We start from the raw sequence: 22,457 nt of genomic DNA, 5'->3' as shown, positions 1-22,457 counted from the left end.
CCGCCCTTTTTGTTGTTGGTTGGAAATGCCTAACGCAGCGCCGCCGCGATGTTGCCGCCGTCGACCGTCGTCACATCGGCGGTGGTCCGTTCGGCCAGCGCATGATGCAGGAACGCCTGCGCCACGTCCTGCGCCGTCACTTCCTGGCCAAGCAGATTGCCGGACATATATTCCTTCTCCGACACGCCGCGCGCGCCCGAACGGCTGGCGATCATGGCGTCGGTCAAAAGGCCTGAGCGGATGCGGTCGGCGTTGACGGCGTTCGAACGGATGCCGTGGGCGCCATAGTCGAGCGCGTATTGCCGGGACAGGAACAGCGTCGCCGCCTTCGGCACGCCATAGGCGCCGAACTTGGGGCCTGGATTGACCGCCTGCTTGGAGGTGTTGAACAGGAGCACGCCGCCGGTGCCCTGTTCGAGCATGATGCGCACGGCGTTCTGCGCCACCGACTGGTGAGCGAAGAAGTTGAGCTCGAAGCTCTTGCGCAGAAGCGCGTCGTCCAGTTCGCCGATCCGGCCTTCCCACGCGGCGCCTGCATTGGACACCAGGATGTCGACGCCGCCGAACACGGCAACCGCCCTGTCGAAGGCGGCTCGCACCTGTGCGGGATCGGTGATGTCGGCGGCGACGCCGATCGAATTGTTGCCGGCCTTCTTGGCAGCGTCCGCGGCTTTTTCGGCATCGAGATCGACGACGACGGCATGGGCGCCATTGTCGGCGAACAGCTTGGCCGTCGCCGCGCCGATCGCGCCGGCGCCGCCGGTGATCAGAACCACCTGGCCGGTCAGCGGTTTCGGCTTGTTGGAGGCGAGCTTGGCCTGTTCCAGCGACCAGTATTCGAGCGGAAACAGGTCGGCCTTGGAAAGCGGATGGAAGCGGCCCACCGCCTCGGCGCCGCGCACCGCCTCGATCCACATCTCGCCGACATCCGACGCGATCCTGGCATCCTTCAGCGTGCGGCCGTGGCCGAACATGCCGAGGCCCGGCACCAGCGTCAGGCGCGGCATCGGGTCGAGCATGGTGCGCTTGACGTCGTCGAGCGCATCGTTGGTTTCGAAATAGGCGCGGTAATCCTTGGCGAAGGCGTCAACATGGCTCTTGATCACGGCCTTGTAGTCGCCGATCTTGTCGGCATCGGGCGCTGGCACCGCCATCGGTCCGGTCTTGATGCGGATCGACAGGTCGGGTGTTGACACGCCGCGTCGGGCATAATCGGCGATCGCGGCCGAGTTGATGAAATCGACGATCGCGTCCGAGGTGCGGAAGTCGCTGATCATGCGATCAAAGCGGCCTTCGCCGCGCGCCACCGCGACGGCGCCGCGCAGCATCGGCGCTATGGCTGCCGGTGTGGCGAGCCTTGCCGGCAGCGTCGCCTTTGCCGCGTTCGGCTTGGCGTGTTTGGCGACATACTCCTCCGCGACATTCACATAGTGGATCATCCGGTCATAGGCTTGCCCGGCGTCATCGCCGAAGGTGAAGATGCCATGCTTGTCGAGGATCAGGCCCTCGACCGTCGGGTCGGCATCGAAGACGTCGGCCGCCGCCTTGGCAAGGTCGAAGCCGGGCATGATGTAGGGCACGTAACCCATCTTGTCGCCGAACACCGTCTTCACCAGCGGCTTGCTGTCTTCCTGATCGACGATGGCGAGGATGGCGGTCGAATGGGTGTGGTCAACGAATTTGTGCGGCAGGAAGGCATGCAGCAGCGTCTCGACCGAGGGATTGGGCGAGGATGGGTCGATGAGGTTTGCCCGCTGCAGGGCGACCATGTCCTCGTCGGAGAGCTTGTTGAGCCTGCGCGCCTTGAGCAGCGCGCCCATCTTCACCGCCGGCAGCCCCTGCGGCTCGATGACGGCCATGTCCCAGCCGCTGCCCTTGACGCACAACACATCCCACTCGTCGCCGAGGAGGTCGGTTGCCTTGGTCTTGCAGGAGGTGTTGCCGCCGCCATGCAGCACGAGCCGCGGCTCGCCGCCCAGCAGCCGCGTCGTGTAGACGCGCAGCGCCAGGTCGCCGCCGACGCCTTTCCCGGCATAGTCGGCAACCATCTTTTCCGCGTCGCCGTCATTCCAAAGGTTCTTCATTTCGCTTCGTCCGATTCCGTCTTCTTGCTGGTGAACAGGAAAGCCGCGACGCCTTGATGACAGCGCGGCGAGGGTGGTCTTGCTAGGATGCCTTTTCGCTTGCCGCGGCTCCGGCATGATCCAGCAGCCGCTGCGCCATGCGTGCGCCGACCACCAGATGCGTGCAAAGTCCGCCCGCGATCGCCGCGAGAAGCGGTTCGAACTTGCTGTCCTCCTGCACGACCATCAGGCGCCTGTCGATGGCGCGCAGCGAGGCGAGCTCGGCGGAGATCACCCGGCGGTTGTAGCTGCAATCGAGCACCTTGCCGTCGGCGTCGATGATCTGCCCGGCGATGACACCGGCGGCACCTCGGCTGCGCAGCTCCGCCATTTCGTCAGCAGTGAGCGCGCCGCATTTGACCAGATGGCTGTCGGCATCGACCGCTCCGACCGAGTACAGCGCCAGATCGCATTCGCCGATCCCCGACAATTGCTCACGGATCACCGGCTCGGCGCGCAGCGCGCGCGCCAGCTCTTCCGTCGACAGCACCAGCGGCGCGTAGAAATTGAGGCCCTTGGCGTTGAGCCGCCGCGCGATCTCCATCGTGCACTGGTCGGGCCGGTAGGAATAGGGCGCTCCGAGATTGCCGCAGAGCTGCACCACCGTAACGTCCTGCAGATCGGCATAGGACATGATGTCGGCGATCGTGTAGACGGTGCGCCCCCAAGCAACGCCGATGCGGTCGCCCTTCTTGACCAGTTCGAGAAACACGCTCGCCGCCAGCACGGCGATTTCCATCGAGGGGTCGGCAATGTGGTCGTTCCCGGGCGCGATCCAGACGACATCGAGCTTCAACGCATCCTCGAGCTTGCGCGCCAGCACATCGTCGGTGAAAAGCTGGGTCGAGGTCGAAATGTTGACGATGCCAGTCTCGCGCGCCTTGCGCAGATACATGGCGACCGAGGCACGGGAGATGTTAAGCTGGCTCGCAACCTGATCCTGCCGCAGGCCATGCGCGTAATACAGCCACGCGGCCTTGTGAATCAGCTGCTCTGCTGGTCGGATCGCCATGCCATCTCCTCCGCTGACATTATTCACGGCCTTCGACAAAAGTCAAACTTAGCGCGAGAGTGTGAACGTCTTTCTCTTGTTGATCGGGATCAAGGCGAAGCTGGCCGTGGTGTGTGACAGGCTTCGCCTACAAGGATAGTGACGTGGCCTGGAGCCTGTGATTAGAAGTCTCCGACCAGGAAGCTAAGGGGAGGCGGGATGGGCAAGCCCTATGAGCAGGATCTCGACAAGAACGCGGCCAATCACCAGCCGCTGACGCCGCTCACCTACCTGGAGCGCGCGGCAAAGACCTTTCCTGACCATATCGCCATCATCCATGGCCGCCAGCGGATGGACTATCGCACGTTCTGGCGACGGTCGCTGAAGCTTGCCTCGGCGCTCCGGAAGCGCGGCATCGGCAAGGGCGATACAGTCAGCGTCATGTTGTCCAACACGCCGCCGATGCTGGAGGCGCATTTCGGCGTGCCGATGACCAAGGCGGTGCTCCATTCGCTCAACACCCGCCTCGACGCCGCGGTCATCGCCTTCCAGCTCGACCATGCCGAAACCAAGGTGCTGATCGTCGACCGCGAGTTCGCCGGTGTCGTCAGGCAAGCGCTGGATCTGGCCAAGGTCAAGCCGCTGGTCATCGACTATGACGACCCCGAATACGCCGCCGACGCGCCCTATCCGAAGGGTCAGCGCATCGGCACATCCGACTATGAGGCGTTTGTCGCTGAAGGCGACGAGGACTTCGCATGGTCGATGCCCGACGATGAATGGGACGCCATTTCGCTCAACTACACCTCCGGTACCACAGGCAATCCGAAGGGCGTCGTCTACCACCATCGCGGCGCGGCCCTGATGGCCTACACCAACACCATCCATGCCGGCATGGCCAAGCATGCGGTCTATCTGTGGACGCTGCCGATGTTCCATTGCAATGGCTGGTGCTTTCCATGGACGCTCGCCATTCAGGCCGGCACCCATGTCTGCCTGCGCTGGGTGCGGCCGAAGCCGATCTACGACGCCATCGCCGATCACGGCGTCACGCATCTGTGCGGCGCACCGGTCGTCATGTCGGTGCTGATCAATGCGAAGGACGAAGACAAGCGCGAGTTTCCGCAGACCGTCACCTTCAACACGGCCGCGGCACCGCCGCCGGAAGCCGTGCTGTCCGGGATGGCCGATGCCGGCTTTGCCGTCACCCACCTCTACGGGCTGACCGAGACCTATGGCCCGGCGGTGGTCAACGAATGGCATGACGCCTGGAACGATCTCGAAAAGGGGGAGCGCAGCGCCAAGAAAGCACGACAGGGCGTGCGCTACGCCGCTCTCGAGGGCCTGACCGTCATGGACCCCGAGACGATGCAGGTAACGCCGGCGGATGGCGAGACCATTGGCGAAGTCATGTTCCGCGGCAACATCGTCATGAAGGGCTACCTGAAGAACCGCAAGGCGAGCGACGAAGCTTTTGCCGGCGGCTGGTTCCATTCCGGCGATCTCGGTGTCATGCATCCCGACGGCTACATCCAGCTCAAGGACCGCTCCAAGGACATCATCATTTCCGGAGGCGAGAACATTTCGTCGATCGAGGTCGAGGACGCGCTCTACAAGCACCCTTCCGTTGCCTCTTGTGGCGTGGTCGCCAGGCCCGATGACAAATGGGGCGAGGTGCCCATAGCCTATGTCGAACTGAAGCCCGGCAAAACCGCGACCGAGGCCGAGATCATCGAGCACTGTCGTGCGCTGCTCGCCCGCTTCAAGGTGCCGAAGGCGGTGATCTTCGCTGAAATCCCGAAGACCTCGACCGGCAAGATCCAGAAGTTCCGGCTGCGCGAGATGGCCAAGGTCGCCTGACGGCTCCGACAGCTTCTTTCAAGAATATTTTCAGCGGCTCGCATCCTCGGGCCGCTCCGTGACGTCTGTTGGATGTCACCAGCTGTCACCAATCGTACAGGTACGGCGAAATCGCATTGACAGGGCGCCTGTTTCGATTTACGAGTGACGAAAATTGAAATTCGTCACTCGTAAATAAGCAGAAGGCCATGTCCGAAGCCGCCACCATAGTAGCCGACGCCGCCCGACAGGAAAATGTGACGCGCATACTCGACTGCGCCGAGCGCCTGTTCCGGCACTATGGCTACGGCAAGACCAATGTCGCCGACATCGCGCGCGAACTTGGCATGTCGCCGGCCAACATCTACCGCTTCTTCGCCTCCAAGGTCGAAATCCACCAGGCCGTCTGCGGCCGGATGCTCGGCGCCAGCTACAAGATGGCCTACGAGATTTCTCGCCTGCCGATCAGCGCCGAGGAGCGGCTGCGCCGCTACGTGCATGCGCAGTACAAAATGACGCTGGAGGTCATGCTTGACGAGCAGAAGGTCCACGAGATGGTCATCGTCGCGCTCGAACGGGACTGGGGCGTCATCGACAAGCACGTCGACAGCATCCACGACCTGTTCGCGGAGGTTATCCGCGATGGGATCGAAGCCGGTGAGTTCAGGGAACAGGATCCGGTGATCGCGTCACGCTGCTTCGGCGCCGCCACGGTTATCCTGTGCCATCCGCAGATGGTGGCGCAGTGCCTCGCCAAGACCAACCGGGCGATGCCCGACGACCTCATCGATTATGCGATCAAGGCCTTGAAGAAATAGCCGCCGCACGCGGGTGCCGGTGTCGAACCGTTCATCTCCAGTCAGGAGTACCAAGATGTCTTTGCCCACTTCCATCCTTCGCAAGCTGCCAGTTGCCGGACTGATCGTCGCGGCGCTCGGGCTTGCCGGCTGCTCGCAGGAAAAAGCCGAAGTCAAGGACATCATCCGCCCGGTCAAGGTCGTCGAAATCGCCCAGGCGCATGACACCCGCACGCTCTCCTATTCCGGCTCGGTGCGGGCCCGCACCGAAAGCGCTCTGGCTTTCCGGGTCAACGGCAAGATCACCGAGCGTCTTGTCGACATCGGTCAGCATGTGGCGCCCGGCGATGTGCTCGCTCGCGTCGATGCATCCGACTACGACCTTTCGGTCAAGAGTGCGCAGGCGGCGCTTGATGCAGCCGAGCGGCAGGTCGAGACTGTCGAGTTTGCGCGCAAGCGCGCCGAGCAGCTGTTTGCCAAGAACTTTGCGCCGAAATCGCAGCTCGAACAGGCAACGCTGACCTATGATCAGGCCGTCGCCACCCGCGATTCCGCCCGCTCCTCGCTTGACCAGGCCAAGAACCAGGTCGGTTACACCGAACTCAAGGCCGACAGGGACGGCATCGTCACTGCCGTCAACGCCGATGTCGGCCAGGTGGTTGGCTCCGGCACGCCGGTGGTCACGGTCGCCGTCGACGGCGAAAAGGAAGTGCTGATCGCCGTGCCGGAAATGGAAGTCGCCGAATTCAAGCCCGGCAAGGTCGTCAAGGCCGGTTTCTGGTCCGACGACGCGCTGGCGCTTGATGGCAAGGTTCGCGAAGTCGCCGGCAGTGCCGACCCGCAGTCGCGCACCTTTGCCGTCCGCGTCAGCCTGCCCAACGACCCACGCGTGCTTCTCGGCATGACCGCCAACATTGAAGCCTCGGCGGCCAATGAGCGGCAACTCGTGTCGATCCCGCTGAGCGCTCTGGCCGAGCAAGGCAGCCAGTCGATCGTCTGGACCGTCGATCGTGGCGCCGACACTGTTCATGCCCGCCCGGTCAAGGTCGCCAAGTTCGCCGCCGATGGCGTGCGTGTCGCCGAAGGTCTGAAGCCTGGTGATGTCGTGGTCGCGGCCGGCACGCAGTTCATGACCGAGAACCTGAAAGTGAAACTCGCTGCCGACACGGTGCTGCAGTCCGCCTCCGCGGCAGGCGATGGCGGCGACACCAAGCAGTTGCGCTGACGACAGACAACCGGCTGCGCGTTCCCGCAGCCGCTGGTTTCCGGGCGGCAGGCGCCCGATCCGAGACGCTCGGTTGATGTAACCCCCACATCGATCTTCGCGTCCCACCGCGATGAGTGTTTCTCTGCTCGGAGAGCCTTGCCGCCCGGAAGCCACTACCGAACCTCGATCTTGTTGCTAAACAGATGGACCACCATCCATGACCAATTCCACGGACGAGAAGCGGCCCTTCAACCTGTCACGCTGGGCGATCGGCCATCCCGCCATTGCGCGGTTCCTGTTCGGCCTGATCATCATTTCCGGCGCGCTCGGCCTGATGCGCATGGGCCAGAAGGAAGATCCCGATTTCACCTTCCGGGTGATGGTCGTCCAGGCGATCTGGCCGGGCTCCTCGATCCAGGAGATGGAAGATCAGGTCGTCAACAAGATCGAACGCAAGTTGCAGGAGACGCCGCATCTCGACTTCGTGCGCTCTTTCACCCGCGCCGGCAGCGCCATCATCACGGTTCAGATCAAGGGCGACACCAACGCCGAAGAGGTGAAGGATGCCTTCTACCAGGTGCGCAAGAAGGTCGGCGATATCGCCGGCGATCTGCCGCAAGGCCTGCTCGGCCCCTATTTCAATGATGAGTTCGGCGACACCTTCATCACCCTGCATTCGATCAGTGGTGACGGCTTCAGCTATCCCGAGTTGAAGAAATTCGCCATCCAGGCGCGTGACATGCTGCTGACGACGCCAGGCGTCGAGAAGGCAGTGATCATCGGCGACCAGCCGGAAAAGCTCTACATCGACGTCTCGTCCAAGGCGCTGGCCGAACGCGGCCTGACGCTTCCCGATCTGCAGAACGCGAGCAAGGGACAGAACAATGTCGACCCGGCCGGCTCGGTCGATACCGGCATCAACTCGGTGCGCATCTCGGTCGAGGGCGACGTCAGCAAGGTGGAGGACATCCGCAATCTGCGCTTGCGCGCCGGCGGTCAGATCACCCGGCTGGGCGATATCGCCACCGTGACCTCAGGACTGGAAGATCCCTTCCAGCGCAAATACCGCTTCAACGGTCATGACAGCGTGCAGCTTGGTGTCGTCATGGCCAAGGGCTTCAAGGTCACCGATGTCGGCAAGGACGTCGAGGCGACCTACAAGCGCTTTGAAGAGACGTTGCCCTATGGTGTTTCGGTCGACCAGATTTCCGACCAGCCGGGAGTTGTCACGGATGCGGTGGCCGAATTCATGCATGCGCTCGGCGAAGCGCTGTTGATCGTGCTTGTCGTTTCGTTCCTGTCGATCGGCTGGCGCTCGGGCCTGGTTATCGCCATCGCCATTCCGCTGGTTCTGGCCGCCACGTTTGCCATCATGTACGAGCTCGGCATCGACCTGCAGCGTATCTCGCTCGGCGCATTGATCATCGCGCTCGGCCTGCTTGTCGACGACGCCATGATCGTCGTCGAGATGATGGAGCGCAAACTCGAGGAGGGGCTGGTCAAGATCGAGGCGGCAAGCTTTGCCTATTCCTCGACCGCCTTCCCGATGCTGACCGGCACGCTGATCACCACCGCCGGCTTCATCCCTGTCGGCTTCGCCGCTTCGACGGCCGGCGAATATGTGCGCACCTTGTTCTACGTCGTCGGCATAGCGCTGGTCGTGTCCTGGTTCGTGGCGGTCTATTTCACGCCATGGCTCGGCAACATGATCCTCAAGCAGCGCAAGCATGCCGGCACGCATCACGATGCCTTCGACACGCGCTTCTATCGCAGGCTTCGCTCGACCGTCGGCTGGGCGGTGCGCCATCGCATCATCGTTCTGGTGATGACGCTGGTGACCTTCGGCACCAGCCTGTGGGCGTTCCAGTTCATTCCGCAGAACTTCTTCCCGCAATCGTCGCGGCCGGAAATCCTCGTCGATCTCTGGCTGCCGGAAGGCACCAGCATCAAGGAGGTCGAGACGCAGGCCAAGGCGCTTGAGGCCAAGATGATGGACGACAAGGACAAGCGCTTCATCGCCACCTATATCGGCGAGGGCGCGCCGCGCTTCTTCCTGCCGCTCGATCAGCAGCTGCGCAATCCGAACTTTGCCCAGATGCTGGTCATGGCCAATGACGAGCCGGCGCGCGAAAGGCTGATCGTCAAGCTGCGCGCCGTCCTGGCCGAGGATTTCCCCTCCATCCGCGCCAAGGTCGACCGCCTGTTCCTCGGGCCGCCGACCGGCTGGCCAGTGCAGATGCGCGTCATGGGACCGGATCGCCAGGAGGTACGCCGCATCGCCGATCAGGTGAAGGCGAAGTTCCGCGAGGATCCGCTGCTTGGCGCCGTGCATGACGACTGGCTGGAGCCGGTGCCGGCGATGAAGCTGGTCATCGACCAGGATCGCGCCCGCGCGCTCGGAGTCACCTCGCAGCGCATCCGCCAGATGCTACAGACTGCAATGTCGGGCGCGCCGCTCGACGACTTCCGTGACGGTGAGGAGACGGTGTCCATCGTTGCCCGCGAGCCGGATGCTAGCCGCAGCCTGCTGTCCTCGGTCGACTCCGTCTATATCCCGACCGATTTCGGCGGCTTCGTGCCGCTGTCGCAGGTGGCCAAGGTGGTGCCGGTGCTGGAGCAAGGCATCGAATGGCGTCGTGACCGCTTGCCGACCATCAGCGTACGGGCAACGCTGCCCGACGGCGTGCAGTCCAACGACGTCGTCACCAAGATGTACAAGGACATGCAGGGCCTGCGCGATGGCCTGGCGCCCGGCTACAAGATCGAGATCCAGGGCGGCGCCGAGGATTCGGCGGAAAGCCAGGCGTCGATCGCAGCCAAGGCGCCGGTCATGCTCGCCATCATTGTGGTTCTGCTGATGATACAGCTGCAGAATTTCGGCAAGGCGATGCTGGTGCTGGCCACCGGTCCGCTCGGTATCATCGGTGCGGCCGCCGCACTGCTGATAAGCGGCGCGCCGTTCGGCTTCGTCGCCATCCTCGGCGTCATCGCGCTGCTCGGCATCATCATGCGCAATTCGATCATCCTGGTCGACCAGATCGACCAGGACATCGCCAGAGGCATGGAACGATCCGAAGCGATCATCGGCTCGGCCGTCCGCCGTTTCCGGCCGATCGTGCTGACGGCGATGACGGCGGTGCTGGCGCTGATCCCGATTTCGCGCGCTGTCTTTTGGGGTCCGCTCGCCTATGCCATGATGGGCGGCATCCTCGTTGCCACCGTGCTGACCATCCTGGTGCTGCCGGCTGGCTACGCCCTGTTCTTTGGGCGGGAGCCCAAGAAGGTGGTGGATGCCGAACAGACGCCTGAACCAGAGTTGCCTGCCGAACGGCCGCAACTGGCGTTGGCCGCCGAATAAATAGCGCGGGTCGGACGATGCCGTCCGGCCCGCAAATTTGGGTCTTTTCCACTGTTTCATGACCCGGTCTCTCACCGGCCCGACCGACCGGTGCTGGCTGCAAGCGGTATTCGGCGCCAAAAAGCGCGAAGCGGGATTGCGCGTTAAATCGCCTTGTTGTACGAACGTTCAACAAGCGATTTAACGAGTACCTGCCGTGGTACGAACCGAGTTCCCCTTTGCCGTCGAAACCGTCGATCCGCTCTGGATCACGCTGGCTGACGGCACCCGCATCGCCGCCACTTTGTGGCGTCCGCGCACTGACGCCAGGGTGCCTGTCGTCGTCGAAATGGTGCCCTATCGCCGCCGCGATGGCACCGTGGCGCGTGACATCGACATCCATCCCTGGCTCGCCGGTCACGGCATTGCCTGCGCCCGCATAGACATTCGCGGCTCAGGCGATTCCGATGGCGATCTGGCCGACGAGTACTTGCCCCGCGAGCAGCAAGACGCCTGCGAGATCATTGCCCATTTGGCCGCGCAATCCTGGTGCAACGGCAATGTCGGCATGACCGGCATTTCCTGGGGCGGCTTCAACGCGCTACAGGTTGCGGCGCGCCGGCCGCCGGCCTTGAAGGCCATCATCACCAATTGCGCCACCGACGACCGCTACGCCGACGACATTCACTATATGGGCGGCGCGCTGCTCACCGAGCAGGAGATGTGGTCGAACTTCATGCTGGTGAAGAAGGCGATGGCTCCCGATCCGCAGATCGTCGGCGACGCCTGGCGCGCCATGTGGCTCGGCCGTCTTGAGGCGACAAGCTCGCTGTCGGAAATCTGGCTCGCGCACCAGCGCCGTGACGACTACTGGCGGCAGGGTTCTGTTTGCGAAGACCATGCGGCGGTTGAATGCGCGGTCATGGCCGTCTGCGGCTGGGAAGACAGCTATTCCAATTTCGTGCCGCGCCTGCTCGAACATCTGCCCGGACCCAAGCTTGGCATCGTCGGGCCGTGGTCGCATGCCTATCCCTGTCGCGGTGCGCCGGGGCCGCTGATCGGCTATCTGCAGGAGGCGCTGCGCTGGTGGCGCCATTGGCTGTGCGGCGAAGACACCGGCATCATGGGTGAGCCGCTGTACCGCGTCTGGATCACCGGTGAGGAACGACCGCAGCCTTTTTATCTCCCCGATCATGCCGGCAGTTGGGCCGCCGAGGACCACTGGCCGTCGCCGCGCATCGAACGCCGCGCCTTCCACCTGAATGCCGCCGGATTGAGCGGCGAAGCCGCGCCGGGTGCCACGCTTTCGGTATGCTCGCCGGCCAGCGCCGGCCGTGACTGTGGCCGCTGGGGCGGCTATGGCGGCTCCTGCCCGGACATGGCCATCGACCAGCGCCGCGAGGACGGCCTGGCGCTCTGCTTCGATACTTTGCCGCTTGACGGCGACCTGACCTTGCTCGGCGCGCCCGAACTGGATCTGGTCGTTACCGTCGACCAACCATATGTCAATCTTGCCGCCCGCCTCTGCGACGTCTATCCCGATGGCACTTCGGCGCTGATGACCTATGGCGTGCTCAACCTCAGCCACCGCGACAGCCATGAGCACCCGACGCCCTGTCCGGTCGGAACGCCGTTCCGCGTGCGGCTGAAGCTCAACGATCTCGCCCGTACCGTGCCGAAGGGCCATCGCATCCGGCTGGCGCTGGCCAACCAGCACTGGCCGATCCTGTGGCCGCAGCCGAAACTGTCAACGCTGTCGGTTGCCAGCGGTGACAGCACGGTGATGCTTCCCGTGCGCCCGCCGTCGCCGCGCGATCGCGACGTCCGCTTCGAGCCTGCCGAAACCGCGCCGCCGGTGCCGACAACGACCCTGGATGACGGTTTCGATCGCCGCATCGTCACCGACGATGTCGGCAGCGGCATGCAGACCATCGCGCTGAGTTCCGACCATGGCCGCAGGCGCTACGACGATCGCGCCATCACCGTCTCCTCGGCCAACAGCGACACGATGAGCATTCGCGCCGACGATCCGCTGTCCGCCAGGCTCGTCACCGAATACCGCTGGGCGATTGCCAGCGGCGATGCCGATACCGAGGCCATGGCGGTCACCGAGCTGACATCGGATGAAACGCATTTCAACCTGAGTTGGCGGCTCGAGGCCCGAGAACGGGGCAGGCTCGTCCACAGCGCCTCGGCAACGCGGCGCATCAGGCGCGATTTCGCCTGAAGAGAGGGAGACCATGCTTGCATATGCAGTGAAGCGCATCGGTCTCGGCCTCCTGATCCTCGTCCTCGTCATGGTCGCCATGTATGCGGCCGTCTTCCTCGTGCCCGGCGATCCGGCAACCGTGGCGCTCGGTCCGCGCGCCACGCCGGAACTGAAGCGGCTGCTGATCGAGCGCATGGGGCTCGACCAGCCGGTCTGGTGGCAGATCGTCGAATTCTTCCGCAACGCACTGACCGGCAATCTCGGCTACGACGTCTGGTCGAACCGGCCCGTCTCCACGCTCGTCATGGAGGCGCTGCCGAACACGCTGATCCTCGGCCTGACCGCGCTGGCGGTCGCGCTTCTCATCGGCGTTCCGCTCGGCTGCCTGTCGGTGATACGGCGCGGCACGCTTGCCGATGCCGTCATCGGCGTCCTTTCGGTCGGCGTCATCGCCGTGCCGTCCTTCGTCGTCGCCATCTATTCGCTGCTGCTCTTTGCCGTCACGCTGCGCTGGCTGCCGGCCATCGGCGCCGGCGAGGCCGGTGACATTGTCAGCCAGGCCAAGGCGCTGGTCATGCCGGCGGCGGCGATCGCGCTCGGCTGGATCGGCTACATCGCCCGCATGGTGCGCGCCTCGATGATGGAGGTGATGGGCGAACCGCACATTCGAACCGCCCGCTCCTTCGGCCTGCCGGAGTGGAAGATCGTTTCCAAATACGCGTTGCGCATCGCCATCATCCCGACCATCTCGCTGGTCGCCGTCGGTCTCGGCAGCATCCTGTCCAGCGCCGTCTTCGTCGAGGCGGTGTTCGCCCGGCCCGGCATCGGCAAGCTGATCACCGACGCCGTCAACACCCGCAACTATCCGGTCGTGATGGGCACGGTGCTGATCATGACCGCCATCTACGTCTCCATCACCATCGCCGCCGATCTCCTGATCGCGCGGCTCGACCCGAGGGTGCGCGATGTCTTCCGTGGCTGACGCATCGCTGTCCGTTCCGGATCGACAACGGTTGCCACTGCTGCGCGCGCTGCTTGCCGATCCGTTCACCGGCGTGGCCCTGGTCCTGGTCGCCGGCTTCCTCATCACCGCCGTCTTCGCGCCATGGCTGGCGCCCTATTCGCCGGTCAAGATCGACGTGCTGCACAAGCTGCAGCCGCCATCGGTCGAACACTGGTTCGGCACCGATCACCTCGGCCGCGATCTCCTGTCACGCGTCATCTACGGCGCGCGCACGGCGCTCACCATCGCCATGGTATCGGTGGCAATAGCCGGCGCCATCGGCCTGATGCTCGGGCTGATCGCCGGCTACGGGCCGCGCTGGCTCGACGCCATTCTGGTGCTGAGTTTCGACAGTCTGAATTCTCTGCCGATGATCATGTTCGCGCTCGCCATCATCACCGTGCTCGGGGCCGGCACCGGCACGCTGATCATCGTCATCGCCGCAACGTCCTTTCCGAGCTATGCCAGGCTGATCCGGGCGCAGACGCTGGCCCTGAAGAACAGCGACTACATCCTTGCCGAGCGCCTGCTCGACGCCAGCCCGGCGCGCATCATCTTCATCCACCTCCTGCCCAATGTCGTCGGCCCGCTGATCATCCTGCTGTCGATGGACATCCCGGTCGTCATCATGGTCGAGGCGGGCTTGAGCTTCCTCGGCCTTGGCGTGCGGCCGCCGACACCATCCTGGGGCTCTATCCTCTATGACGGCTACACCAGCATCCGCTCCGCACCGTTCATGGTCATCTTCGGCGGGCTGCCACTGGTGCTGGCAACGCTCGGCTTCACCTTCCTCGGCGAGGGCCTGCGCGACTATCTCGATCCGCGCCTGCAAGTGCGGAGGCCGGCATGAGCGGTTCGCTCGCCGCCAGCGATCTCAGCGTCCGCTACGAGACGCCGCATGGCGCGGTGCACGCGTTGCGCCATGTCGACATCGAAGCGCATCCCGGCGAGGTGATCGGCATCGTCGGCGAGAGCGGCTGTGGCAAGTCCACGCTGGTCACCGCTTTGGCAAACCTGTTGCCGGCCAATGCCCGCATCGATGGGTCGATCAGCTACAACGGCGTCGACCTGGCAAAGCTTGACGCCCATCGCCAACGCCTGCTGCGCGGCGACGAGATCGCGCTGGTCGGCCAGGATCCGATGACGGCGTTCAACCCGGTGCTGACCATAGGTGACCAGCTTGTCGACTTCCAGCACCACCGCAAGGATCTCGGTCGCGCGCAGAAGCGATCCCGCATCGCCGCCATGCTTGGCCGCGTCGGCATTGCGGATGCGGAACGGCGGATGGACTGCTATCCGCACGAGCTCTCCGGCGGCATGCGCCAGCGCGTAGCTATTGCCGCCGCCTTGCTGACTGATCCCGGCCTGCTCATTGCCGACGAGCCGACGACCGCGCTCGATGTCACCATGGAGGCGCAGATCATCCATCTGCTGCGCGAACTCCGGCGCGAATATAACGGCATCATCATCGTCGTATCGCACCATCTCGGCGTCATCGCCGAGCTCTGCGACCGGGTCTATGTCATGTATGCCGGCGAGGTGGTCGAGGGCGGCGAGGTCGACGCGATCTTCCACGATGCAAAGCATCCCTACACGCAAGCGCTGCTCGCCTGCGATCCGGCCCGCTTCCATGAAAGGCTTGAGCGGTTGCCGACCATCCCCGGCACGCCGCCTAACCTCACCCAGCCGCCATCCGGGTGCGTCTACGCACCACGCTGCGACCGCGCCTTTGCGCCATGCGTCTCCGTCGCGCCGCCGCTGGTGAAGCTCTCCGCCTCCCATGTCGCGCGCTGCCATGCGGTGACGCCATGAGCCCGCTGCTCGCTGTCGAGGACCTATCGGTGACTTTCGTCCGCAACGGGTTGCTCAGTCGCCTGATCAACCCGTTCCCGTTGCCGAGCTTCAATGTCATCGACGGCGTGACGCTGTCGATGATGCCCGGCGAGACACTGGGCCTGGTCGGCGAGTCCGGTTCCGGCAAGACCACGCTTGCCCGCACCATTCTCGGGCTGGTGCGCGCGGCTGCTGGCCGCATCACCTTCGAGGGCAGGGAAGTGCGGACGCCAGCCGATTTCCGCGCCATGCGCAGGCACTCGGCGATGATGTTCCAGGATCCGGTGGCGTCGCTCAGCCCACGCCTGCGTATCGGCACACTGCTGACCGAGCCGCAGATCATCCAGGGTATCCCGATGCCGGACCGGCGCGCCGCCGCCAAGGCGCTGCTGGCGCTGGTCGGGCTGCCGGCCTCCTTCGTCGACCGCTTTCCGCATGAGCTGTCCGGCGGGCAGGCGCGCCGCGTCGGCGTCGCCCGCGCGCTGGCGATGAAACCGCATCTGCTGCTCGCCGATGAGCCGACCGCCGGCCTCGATGTCTCGGTGCAGGGCGACGTGCTCAACCTGATCGGCGAGTTGAAACGTGAACTCGGTTTCGCCGCCATGATCGTCACCCACAATCTGGCAATGATCCGCCATGTCAGCGACCGGCTGGCCATCATGTATCTCGGCCGGCTGGTCGAGACCGGACCGACGCAGGAAGTGTTCTCCGCGCCCATGCATCCCTACACCGCGACGCTGATCCAGTCCGAACCGGTGCCCGACCCGCGCCGGCGCAGCCAAAATCCCGCCGTCACCGGCGAAATCCCGAGCGTTTTCCGGCGGCCTTCGGGCTGCGAATTCCATACGCGCTGCCCGATCGCGCGCGATCGTTGCAAGACCGAGGCACCGGCCTATCGACCGATGGGCGCCGACCGGATGGTGCGCTGCCATTTCCCGCTGGAGACCGGCGGGCAAGAACGGGAAGCCTTCTCACGCGCTTCCGCAAACCAAAGGGGAAACTGACATGACACGATGGAACATGGACAGACGTGCATTCCTGAAAGTGGCTGGCGCGTTAGGTGCCGGCCTGGCGATGAAGCCGGGTTTCGCCTGGTCGGCCGATGGCGACACGTTGCGCATCCGCATGGAAGGCGATTTGCAGACGCTTGACCCCGCCTTCATGATCGGCGGCATCGAGGACGTCATCATGCGCGGCATCTATGTGTCGCTGAACCGTCTCGGTGATCTCCGGGAAGGTTCGCCATGGTCGCTGTGGGGGGCGCAGACGCTTGAGCTGAAGGATGCGAAGACGATTGCCTTCACGCTGATCGACGGGCTGAAATGGTCGAAGGGCTTTGGTCCCGTCACCGCCGAGGACGTGAAATTCTCCTACGAGCGCATCGCCGATCCGAAGCTGTCGTCGCCCTGGGCCTATCAGTTCGAAAAACTTGACCGCGTCGAAGTGGTCGATGCCAGATCGGGCATCATCCATCTCAAGGACCCGTACCAGCCGATCTTCGTCACCAGCCTGCCTTACTATGGCGGCCACATCATCAGCCACGCCGGCACCGAAAAGGCCGGCGGAAAGTTCACCACCGAGCCACCGGCAACCTGCGGCCCCTATCTCTTCTCCGACTGGCAGCAAAAGCAGAAGGTGACGCTCACCGCCAATCCTGACTGGCCGGGCCCGAAGCCGGATTTCGGCAAGGTCGAAATCTACATCGTCGCTGACGACCAGGCGGCGCAGCTTGCCTATGAAGCCGATGCCTTCGACTACACAAAGATCGCCATTTCGGCGACCAAGGCGGTCAAGGCCAACCCACCCGCCAACACCAAGGTGATCGAGGCGCAGTCGACTCGCTATGTCTGGCTGACCATCAACATGCTGAGCCCACGCCTCAAGGACCTCAAGGTGCGGCAGGCCGTGCAATACGGTGTCGATGTCGGGCAGATCCTCACCGGCGTCTATGACGATCTCACCAAGCGCTCCACCGGCGTCGTGCAGCCTGGCACCAAATTCGCGCGCGCCAGCAACCTGATCGCGGCACCGGACTATGAAAAGTCCGCCGCACTGCTCACCGAAGCCGGTGTCAGCGGTCTGTCGCTGACCCTGACGGTGATGAACGATTCCATCCGCACGGCGACGGCGCAGATCATCCAGGCCAGTCTCGAACAGGCCGGCATCAAGGTCGAGATCCAGCCTTACGACGAAGCCGCATTCTGGGGCGTCGGCGACAAGACGCAAGGCGACGGCTACAAGAACATCGATCTGGCGCTGATGGATTTCGCCGGTGGCGTCGACCCGTCCGAAAACCTGGTCTGGTTCCGCCCCGACCAGATCGGCGCCTACAATTGGTCCGGCTTCGACAGTGCTGAATTCGAGACCAGCTATCAGCAGTTGGTGGCGGAAAGCGATCCGGCGAAGCGCATCGCGCTGTCCAACCGGATGGAGGATCTGATGGAGCAGTCCGGCGGGTTCGTCTTCATCTGCCACCAGCCGCTGGTCGTCATCCACAAGACGGATTTCGAGCCGGTCATCTATCCCGATGGCCACCCCAATCCGGTGCTGTTCAAGAAGAGTGTGTGACCGGCGGCAAGTGGACAGTTCGGCCGCAATCGATTAGCTGGGGTCCATGACGGAAGCCCAACCAGCAACTGCCACAAAGAAGCGCGGCGCCAAGAAGTCGCCGCCGCGCTTCAGCCGCGAACAGGCTGATGTGCGCCGGTCCATGCTGATCGAGGCGGCGACGCGATGCCTGTCGGTCGGCGGCATCGGCGCCTTCACCGTCGATCGCATCTGCAAGGAGGCTGGTGTCTCGCGTGGCCTCATCAACCACCATTTCGAAGGCCGCGACGGGCTGCTGGTCGAGGTCTACAAATCCTCGCTCTATGCCAGCGTCAACAACCAGATCGCCGAAGCCAAGCGACGCCGCGCCGAGACTTCGGACTGGTCGCCGCAGGCAGCGCTCGCCGCCCTGGTGCACTCCAATTTCTCGCCCGATTATTTCAGCCGTGACAACCTGCTGATCTGGCTGTCGCTGTGGGGCGAAATTGCCGTCAACCCGCGTCTCAAGGCAGCGCATCGCGAACTCTACGACGCCTATCGGGCGGAACTCGCCGAGGACATCGCGGCGGTCGCAAAGCCGCGCGGCAGGGATGTCGATGCGCCGGCACTGGCGCGCAATTTCATCGCCCTGGTCGACGGGCTCTGGCTCGAATGGTGTCTCGACGAAAGCGTGGTGACGCCGCAGGCCGCCGAGGCCGCCGGCTTTGAAATGCTGGAGGCGCAGGTCGGGCCTTTGCGGGGGGCCTAGTTCAGCGGTGAGCCGCCTTCACGCTTGCGGCGTTCCATATAGTCGCGCAACGCCTCGTCGATGCCGGGATCGATCGGCGGCTGTTCGTATTCGGCGACCATGCGCTTCCAGATGACGTTGGCCCGCTCGCGCGCCGTGACCTGGCCGCGCTCCATCCATGTGTCGTAGTTGTCCCAGTTGGACACCAGCGGCGAATAGAAGGCGCGCTCGTAGCGCTGCATCGTGTGCGCCGCGCCGAAGAAGTGTCCGGCTGGACCGACCTCGCGCACGGCGTCCAGTGCCAGCGTGTCGATATCGACCACCGGCGGTTCGAAATAGGCGCACATCATCTGCAGCATCTCGGCATCGATAACCAGTTTCTCGAACGACGCCGTCAGCCCGCCGCCGAGCCAGCCGGCGGCGTGCAGCACCAGATTGGCGCCGCCCATCAGGCAGCCCCACAGCGACATGGCGCTTTCATAGGCGGCCTGCGCGTCGACCGAGTTGGCGGCGGTGACATTGCTGGAGCGGAACGGCACGCCGATCAGCCGGCAGAGCTGCCCGGTGATCTGCGCGGCCTGCGTGTATTCGGGCGTGCCGAAGGCCGGCGCGCCGGTCTTCATGTCGACATTGGAGGTAAAGCCGCCATACATCACCGGCACGCCCGGACGCACGATCTGGGTCAGCACGATGCCGGCCAGCGCCTCGGCATGCTGCTGTGACAGCGCGCCGGCCAGCGTCACCGGGCTCATCGCTCCGGCCAGCGTGAACGGCGTGATGACATTGACCTGGCCATGCTCGGCCAATGCGATCAGGCCTTCGGCCATCGGCTCGTCGAGCTGCAGCGGCGAATTGGTGTTGATGATGCCGGTGAACACCGGCATTTCCCGCGCGAGGTTTTCGCGCGTCGTGCCGAGCGAAATCGCCACCATTTCCAACGCGTCGATGGCGCGACCCTGACCAAGGGTTTGCGGTTGCCAGTTCTTGTCGAGCAGCGTGATCTCGGCATAGTAGAGGTCGAGATGGCGCGTGTTCTGATGCAGGTCGAGCGGCTCGAAGGGCCCGCCGCCTTCCTGGTGCAGCACGTTGAACGACTGGATGAGTTTCAAGTAGTCGCACATCTCGGCATAAGTGCCGGGACGGCGACCGCGATCATTGTCCATGACATAGGCTGGTCCGCCCACCGACGACAAGATGCAGTGCCGTCCGCCGACCTTGACGTTCTTCCGCGGATTGCGGGCGCGCAGTTCGAAGGATGACGGCGCCAAGGCGACGCGCTCCATGACCATGGCGCGGTCGAAGCGCACACGCATCTGACCTTCGTCGACGTCGCAGCCGGCCGCGCGATAGAACTGGCGCGCCTGCGGCTGCAGCACCCGCATGCCGATCTCTTCGAGAATGGTGAGCCCCATTTCGTGGATCGTCTGCACCTGGTCGGCCGACAGGATCTCGATCGGCGCATAGGGCCGTGTCAGCTGTTTCCATGGCCGCTGCTCGATGCCGCCGATCTCGCGCTGCGGGCGGCCGGGTCTGCGACGTGCCGTGATGCGCTCCATGGCTCTCTAGACCTCCTTGTTTGACGCAATTTCGAACGGAAAACCGCTTCACACTTTTCCTGGAACTGCGCTATTCGGCTGCTGTGCGCATGTCGAAATCCGCCACCGCGTCGACGATCGGCGTGTCGCGGCGGTAGGGCTGCCAGCGGATCTTTGCACCGATCTCCTGAGCGAGCTTGTGGCCGCTGTGCACTGCGTGCGCAATGGCCCCTGGCGCCAGCGCGTCGCCGATGCGATCGACATTGCGGATGCCGGCGGCCGCAAGCTCATCCGCCCGTTCGGTCAGCGTCTCGAACAGCTCATTGCGCGGCAGTCTCAGCCCGACGATCACCACCGAGCGGCAGGCCACGCGGGTTTCCTCACCGGTGAACAGATGCGCCAGTATTGCCGTCTCGCCGTCAAAGGACTTCAGGATATGCAGTGTGGCCACCGGCACCTTGCGCCGCGCCAGCGCGCGATGCACCAGCGGCAACTCGTTGGTCATGATCGTCCATGCGGACGCCTGGCCCGCCGGGGTCGCGTAGCTGACCGGGATGCCCTGCGCGGCCAGATGTTCGGTGAGAACGCCGCCCATGTAGTAATTATCGAAATCGAAAACCAAAGCGGGCCCCTGAGGAAGCCGCCCGCCGGCAATGTCGTCCGGGGTCAGCACATCGGGACGGTCGAGCCGGCCGACCGGTATCTCCAGCGAGGAGTAGAGCATATCGGTCCAGCGCGCGCCGGTCGCCAGCACCACGCGGTCCGGTGCCACGGCAATGATCTCGTCCGCGCCCATAGGACTCTCGGGATAGAGCGAGACGTTGCTCATCTCGTCGAGGCGCCCGAGCCGGTAGTCGACGACGCGGTTCCAGGCCGAGAGGCCGGGCAAGGTCTTCTCGAAGGTCAGCCGCCCGCCGAAGGACCGGCTGCCGTCGGCGAGCATTACCTCATGGCCGCGACGGCCGAGCGTGAGCGCGCATTCGAGCCCGGCCGGTCCGCCGCCGACAATCAGGATCCGCTCAGGCCTATCGGCGCGCTCGACCCGTTCGGGGTGCCAGCCGCGCCGCCACTCTTCGCCGGCGGTCGGGTTCTGGGTGCAGCGCACCGGCACGCCGTCATGCCAGCTCGAAATGCAGATGTTGCAGCCGATGCATTCGCGGATCTCGGCCTCGCGGCCCTCACGGATCTTGTTCGGCAGGAAGGGGTCGGCGATCGAGGGGCGCGCGCCGCCGATGAAGTCCAGCACGCCGCGCCTGATCTGCGAGACCATGGTGTCGGGCGAGGTGAAGCGCCCGACGCCGACCACCGGCTTCTTGGTCAGCGACTTCACGAAATCGATCACCGGCTCGTGGCTGCCTTCGCCGGTGAAGCGCGACGCCGAACAGTCGGTCGGACTGGAATCCATCTTGACGTCGAACAGGTCGGGCAGGTCGGCGAGCAGCTCGACCAGCTCGTGCGCCTCGGAGGGCTGGTTGCGGCCGGGCCGGCCGCGCAATTCCTCGAGGCTGACGCGCAACGCGACGCCGCAATCCTTGCCGACCGCATCCTTGGTGACCTCGATCATCTCGCGCACGAAGCGCACGCGGTTCTCGATCGGTCCGCCATATTGATCGGTGCGATGGTTGTATTCCGGCAGGAGGAACTCGTAGCCGAGATAGCCCATGCCGGCGTAGACATAGACAATGTCGAAGCCGGCCCTGCGCGCCTTGCGCGCCGCTTCGGCCTGGCATCGCAACACTTCCTTGATATCGGCCTTGTCCATCGTCTTCGGCCGCAAATTGCCCATGAAGCCGACATGCGTGGCCATCCACGGAATTCCCGACGGTGACAGCGGCGGCAGGCGGCTTGTCCTGTTCATGACCGATGCGCCGCCGTGCCACAGTTCCACGCCGGCAAGGGCGCCATGGCGGTGCACCGCCTCCGTCATCAGCGCATGCGCGCGGATATCGTTGTCGTCCCACATCGTGGCGAAAGGCAGCGGTGCGTCGTCCGAACTCGGGTCGATCGAACAGGCCCCGGTGCAGATCACGCCCCATCCGCCCTCGGCCTTGGCCTCGCGAAAGGCGGCGCGCACCCGCGGCAGCGCGTTGGTCATGCCGCTGGCATGCGGCACTTGATAGAAGCGGTTCGGCGCGGTGACGGGCCCGATCCGCATCGGCTCGAACAGGATTTCATAGCGGGGATTGCACGGCATCGAGGCTTCTCGAATATGCTTGTTGAACGACCGTACAACAAGCATATTCGCACGCCGGGCGCCGCGCAATGGGCAGGGAGGCAAACAACAAAAAATCCATCCCGGCTTTCGCTGG

General features: G+C 64.3%; 15 protein-coding genes. 11 read left to right on the top strand and 4 right to left on the bottom strand.

Going from position 1 to position 22,457, the window contains the following annotated elements; translation table 11 throughout:
- Positions 1-29 precede the first annotated feature (29 nt).
- Together AC56QQ_RS25210 and AC56QQ_RS25205 are read right to left on the bottom strand one after the other, a co-directional pair.
- A complete protein-coding gene (locus AC56QQ_RS25210; protein WP_497123785.1) occupies positions 30-2,084 on the bottom strand; it encodes a bifunctional aldolase/short-chain dehydrogenase in 2,055 nt (684 codons plus the stop codon).
- Between the two features lie 82 nt (positions 2,085-2,166).
- Positions 2,167-3,135, bottom strand: coding sequence for a sugar-binding transcriptional regulator (locus tag AC56QQ_RS25205; RefSeq protein WP_497123784.1), 969 nt, complete (start codon positions 3,133-3,135; stop codon positions 2,167-2,169).
- A 198-nt stretch (positions 3,136-3,333) separates the two neighbouring features.
- On the opposite strand from AC56QQ_RS25205, the gene AC56QQ_RS25200 reads away from it, so the two are divergent.
- The 11 genes from AC56QQ_RS25200 to AC56QQ_RS25150 all read left to right on the top strand — a co-directional run bounded on the left by AC56QQ_RS25200 (position 3,334) and on the right by AC56QQ_RS25150 (position 18,634).
- Positions 3,334-4,974, top strand: a complete 1,641-nt coding sequence (locus tag AC56QQ_RS25200; RefSeq protein WP_497123783.1) for an acyl-CoA synthetase — start codon at positions 3,334-3,336, stop codon at positions 4,972-4,974.
- Positions 4,975-5,162: 188 nt separating this feature from the next.
- On the top strand, positions 5,163-5,771 hold the full coding sequence (locus tag AC56QQ_RS25195; protein ID WP_497123782.1) for a TetR/AcrR family transcriptional regulator: 609 nt from the start codon (positions 5,163-5,165) through the stop codon (positions 5,769-5,771).
- 55 nt (positions 5,772-5,826) lie between these two features.
- The gene (locus AC56QQ_RS25190) at positions 5,827-6,975 is read left to right on the top strand and encodes an efflux RND transporter periplasmic adaptor subunit (RefSeq protein WP_497123781.1); all 1,149 of its coding nucleotides are present in this window, start codon (positions 5,827-5,829) and stop codon (positions 6,973-6,975) included.
- Positions 6,976-7,174: 199 nt separating this feature from the next.
- Positions 7,175-10,315 (top strand): efflux RND transporter permease subunit, encoded by a 3,141-nt coding sequence (locus AC56QQ_RS25185; protein WP_497123780.1) that lies wholly within the window; start codon positions 7,175-7,177, stop codon positions 10,313-10,315.
- A 196-nt stretch (positions 10,316-10,511) separates the two neighbouring features.
- Positions 10,512-12,521 carry a CocE/NonD family hydrolase gene (locus tag AC56QQ_RS25180; RefSeq protein WP_497123779.1) on the top strand — a complete coding sequence of 670 codons (2,010 nt, stop codon included), beginning with the start codon at positions 10,512-10,514 and terminating at the stop codon, positions 12,519-12,521.
- 13 nt (positions 12,522-12,534) lie between these two features.
- Positions 12,535-13,485, top strand: coding sequence for an ABC transporter permease (locus AC56QQ_RS25175; protein ID WP_497123778.1), 951 nt, complete (start codon positions 12,535-12,537; stop codon positions 13,483-13,485).
- Between the two features lie 31 nt (positions 13,486-13,516).
- Entirely contained in the window at positions 13,517-14,356 is an 840-nt protein-coding gene (locus AC56QQ_RS25170) for an ABC transporter permease (RefSeq protein ID WP_497123777.1), read from the top strand.
- Entirely contained in the window at positions 14,353-15,318 is a 966-nt protein-coding gene (locus AC56QQ_RS25165; protein WP_497123776.1) for an ABC transporter ATP-binding protein, read from the top strand. The genes AC56QQ_RS25170 and AC56QQ_RS25165 overlap by 4 nt, the downstream gene beginning before the upstream one ends.
- A complete protein-coding gene (locus AC56QQ_RS25160) occupies positions 15,315-16,343 on the top strand; it encodes an oligopeptide/dipeptide ABC transporter ATP-binding protein (protein WP_497123775.1) in 1,029 nt (342 codons plus the stop codon). The genes AC56QQ_RS25165 and AC56QQ_RS25160 overlap by 4 nt, the downstream gene beginning before the upstream one ends.
- Positions 16,344-16,359: 16 nt before the next feature.
- A complete protein-coding gene (locus AC56QQ_RS25155) occupies positions 16,360-17,907 on the top strand; it encodes an ABC transporter substrate-binding protein (protein ID WP_497123774.1) in 1,548 nt (515 codons plus the stop codon).
- A gap of 46 nt (positions 17,908-17,953) precedes the next feature.
- The gene (locus AC56QQ_RS25150; RefSeq protein ID WP_497123773.1) at positions 17,954-18,634 is read left to right on the top strand and encodes a TetR/AcrR family transcriptional regulator; all 681 of its coding nucleotides are present in this window, start codon (positions 17,954-17,956) and stop codon (positions 18,632-18,634) included.
- On the opposite strand, the gene AC56QQ_RS25145 is transcribed toward AC56QQ_RS25150, so the two are convergent.
- Both AC56QQ_RS25145 and AC56QQ_RS25140 read right to left on the bottom strand, forming a co-directional pair.
- On the bottom strand, positions 18,631-20,169 hold the full coding sequence (locus AC56QQ_RS25145) for a trimethylamine methyltransferase family protein (RefSeq protein WP_489860302.1): 1,539 nt from the start codon (positions 20,167-20,169) through the stop codon (positions 18,631-18,633). The two genes, AC56QQ_RS25150 and AC56QQ_RS25145, sit on opposite strands and share 4 nt — an antisense overlap.
- A gap of 70 nt (positions 20,170-20,239) precedes the next feature.
- On the bottom strand, positions 20,240-22,342 hold the full coding sequence (locus AC56QQ_RS25140) for an oxidoreductase (RefSeq protein WP_497123772.1): 2,103 nt from the start codon (positions 22,340-22,342) through the stop codon (positions 20,240-20,242).
- Between the last annotated feature and the right edge of the window lie 115 nt (positions 22,343-22,457).

Source organism: Mesorhizobium sp. RCAM 05099 (assembly GCF_059683685.1).
This window is presented reverse-complemented; position numbering and strand designations above follow the sequence as displayed.

Excerpts from the sequence above, each read along its gene's own strand:
- AC56QQ_RS25195 (WP_497123782.1), top strand. The coding sequence starts at position 5,163 with ATGTCCGAAGCCGCCACCATAGTAGCCGACGCCGCCCGACAGGAAAAT.
- AC56QQ_RS25210 (WP_497123785.1), bottom strand. The coding sequence starts at position 2,084 with ATGAAGAACCTTTGGAATGACGGCGACGCGGAAAAGATGGTTGCCGAC.
- AC56QQ_RS25175 (WP_497123778.1), top strand. The coding sequence starts at position 12,535 with ATGCTTGCATATGCAGTGAAGCGCATCGGTCTCGGCCTCCTGATCCTC.
- AC56QQ_RS25160 (WP_497123775.1), top strand. The coding sequence starts at position 15,315 with ATGAGCCCGCTGCTCGCTGTCGAGGACCTATCGGTGACTTTCGTCCGC.
- AC56QQ_RS25140 (WP_497123772.1), bottom strand. The coding sequence starts at position 22,342 with ATGCCGTGCAATCCCCGCTATGAAATCCTGTTCGAGCCGATGCGGATC.
- AC56QQ_RS25185 (WP_497123780.1), top strand. The coding sequence starts at position 7,175 with ATGACCAATTCCACGGACGAGAAGCGGCCCTTCAACCTGTCACGCTGG.
- AC56QQ_RS25150 (WP_497123773.1), top strand. The coding sequence starts at position 17,954 with ATGACGGAAGCCCAACCAGCAACTGCCACAAAGAAGCGCGGCGCCAAG.
- AC56QQ_RS25190 (WP_497123781.1), top strand. The coding sequence starts at position 5,827 with ATGTCTTTGCCCACTTCCATCCTTCGCAAGCTGCCAGTTGCCGGACTG.
- AC56QQ_RS25205 (WP_497123784.1), bottom strand. The coding sequence starts at position 3,135 with ATGGCGATCCGACCAGCAGAGCAGCTGATTCACAAGGCCGCGTGGCTG.
- AC56QQ_RS25155 (WP_497123774.1), top strand. The coding sequence starts at position 16,360 with ATGGACAGACGTGCATTCCTGAAAGTGGCTGGCGCGTTAGGTGCCGGC.
- AC56QQ_RS25145 (WP_489860302.1), bottom strand. The coding sequence starts at position 20,169 with ATGGAGCGCATCACGGCACGTCGCAGACCCGGCCGCCCGCAGCGCGAG.
- AC56QQ_RS25165 (WP_497123776.1), top strand. The coding sequence starts at position 14,353 with ATGAGCGGTTCGCTCGCCGCCAGCGATCTCAGCGTCCGCTACGAGACG.
- AC56QQ_RS25200 (WP_497123783.1), top strand. The coding sequence starts at position 3,334 with ATGGGCAAGCCCTATGAGCAGGATCTCGACAAGAACGCGGCCAATCAC.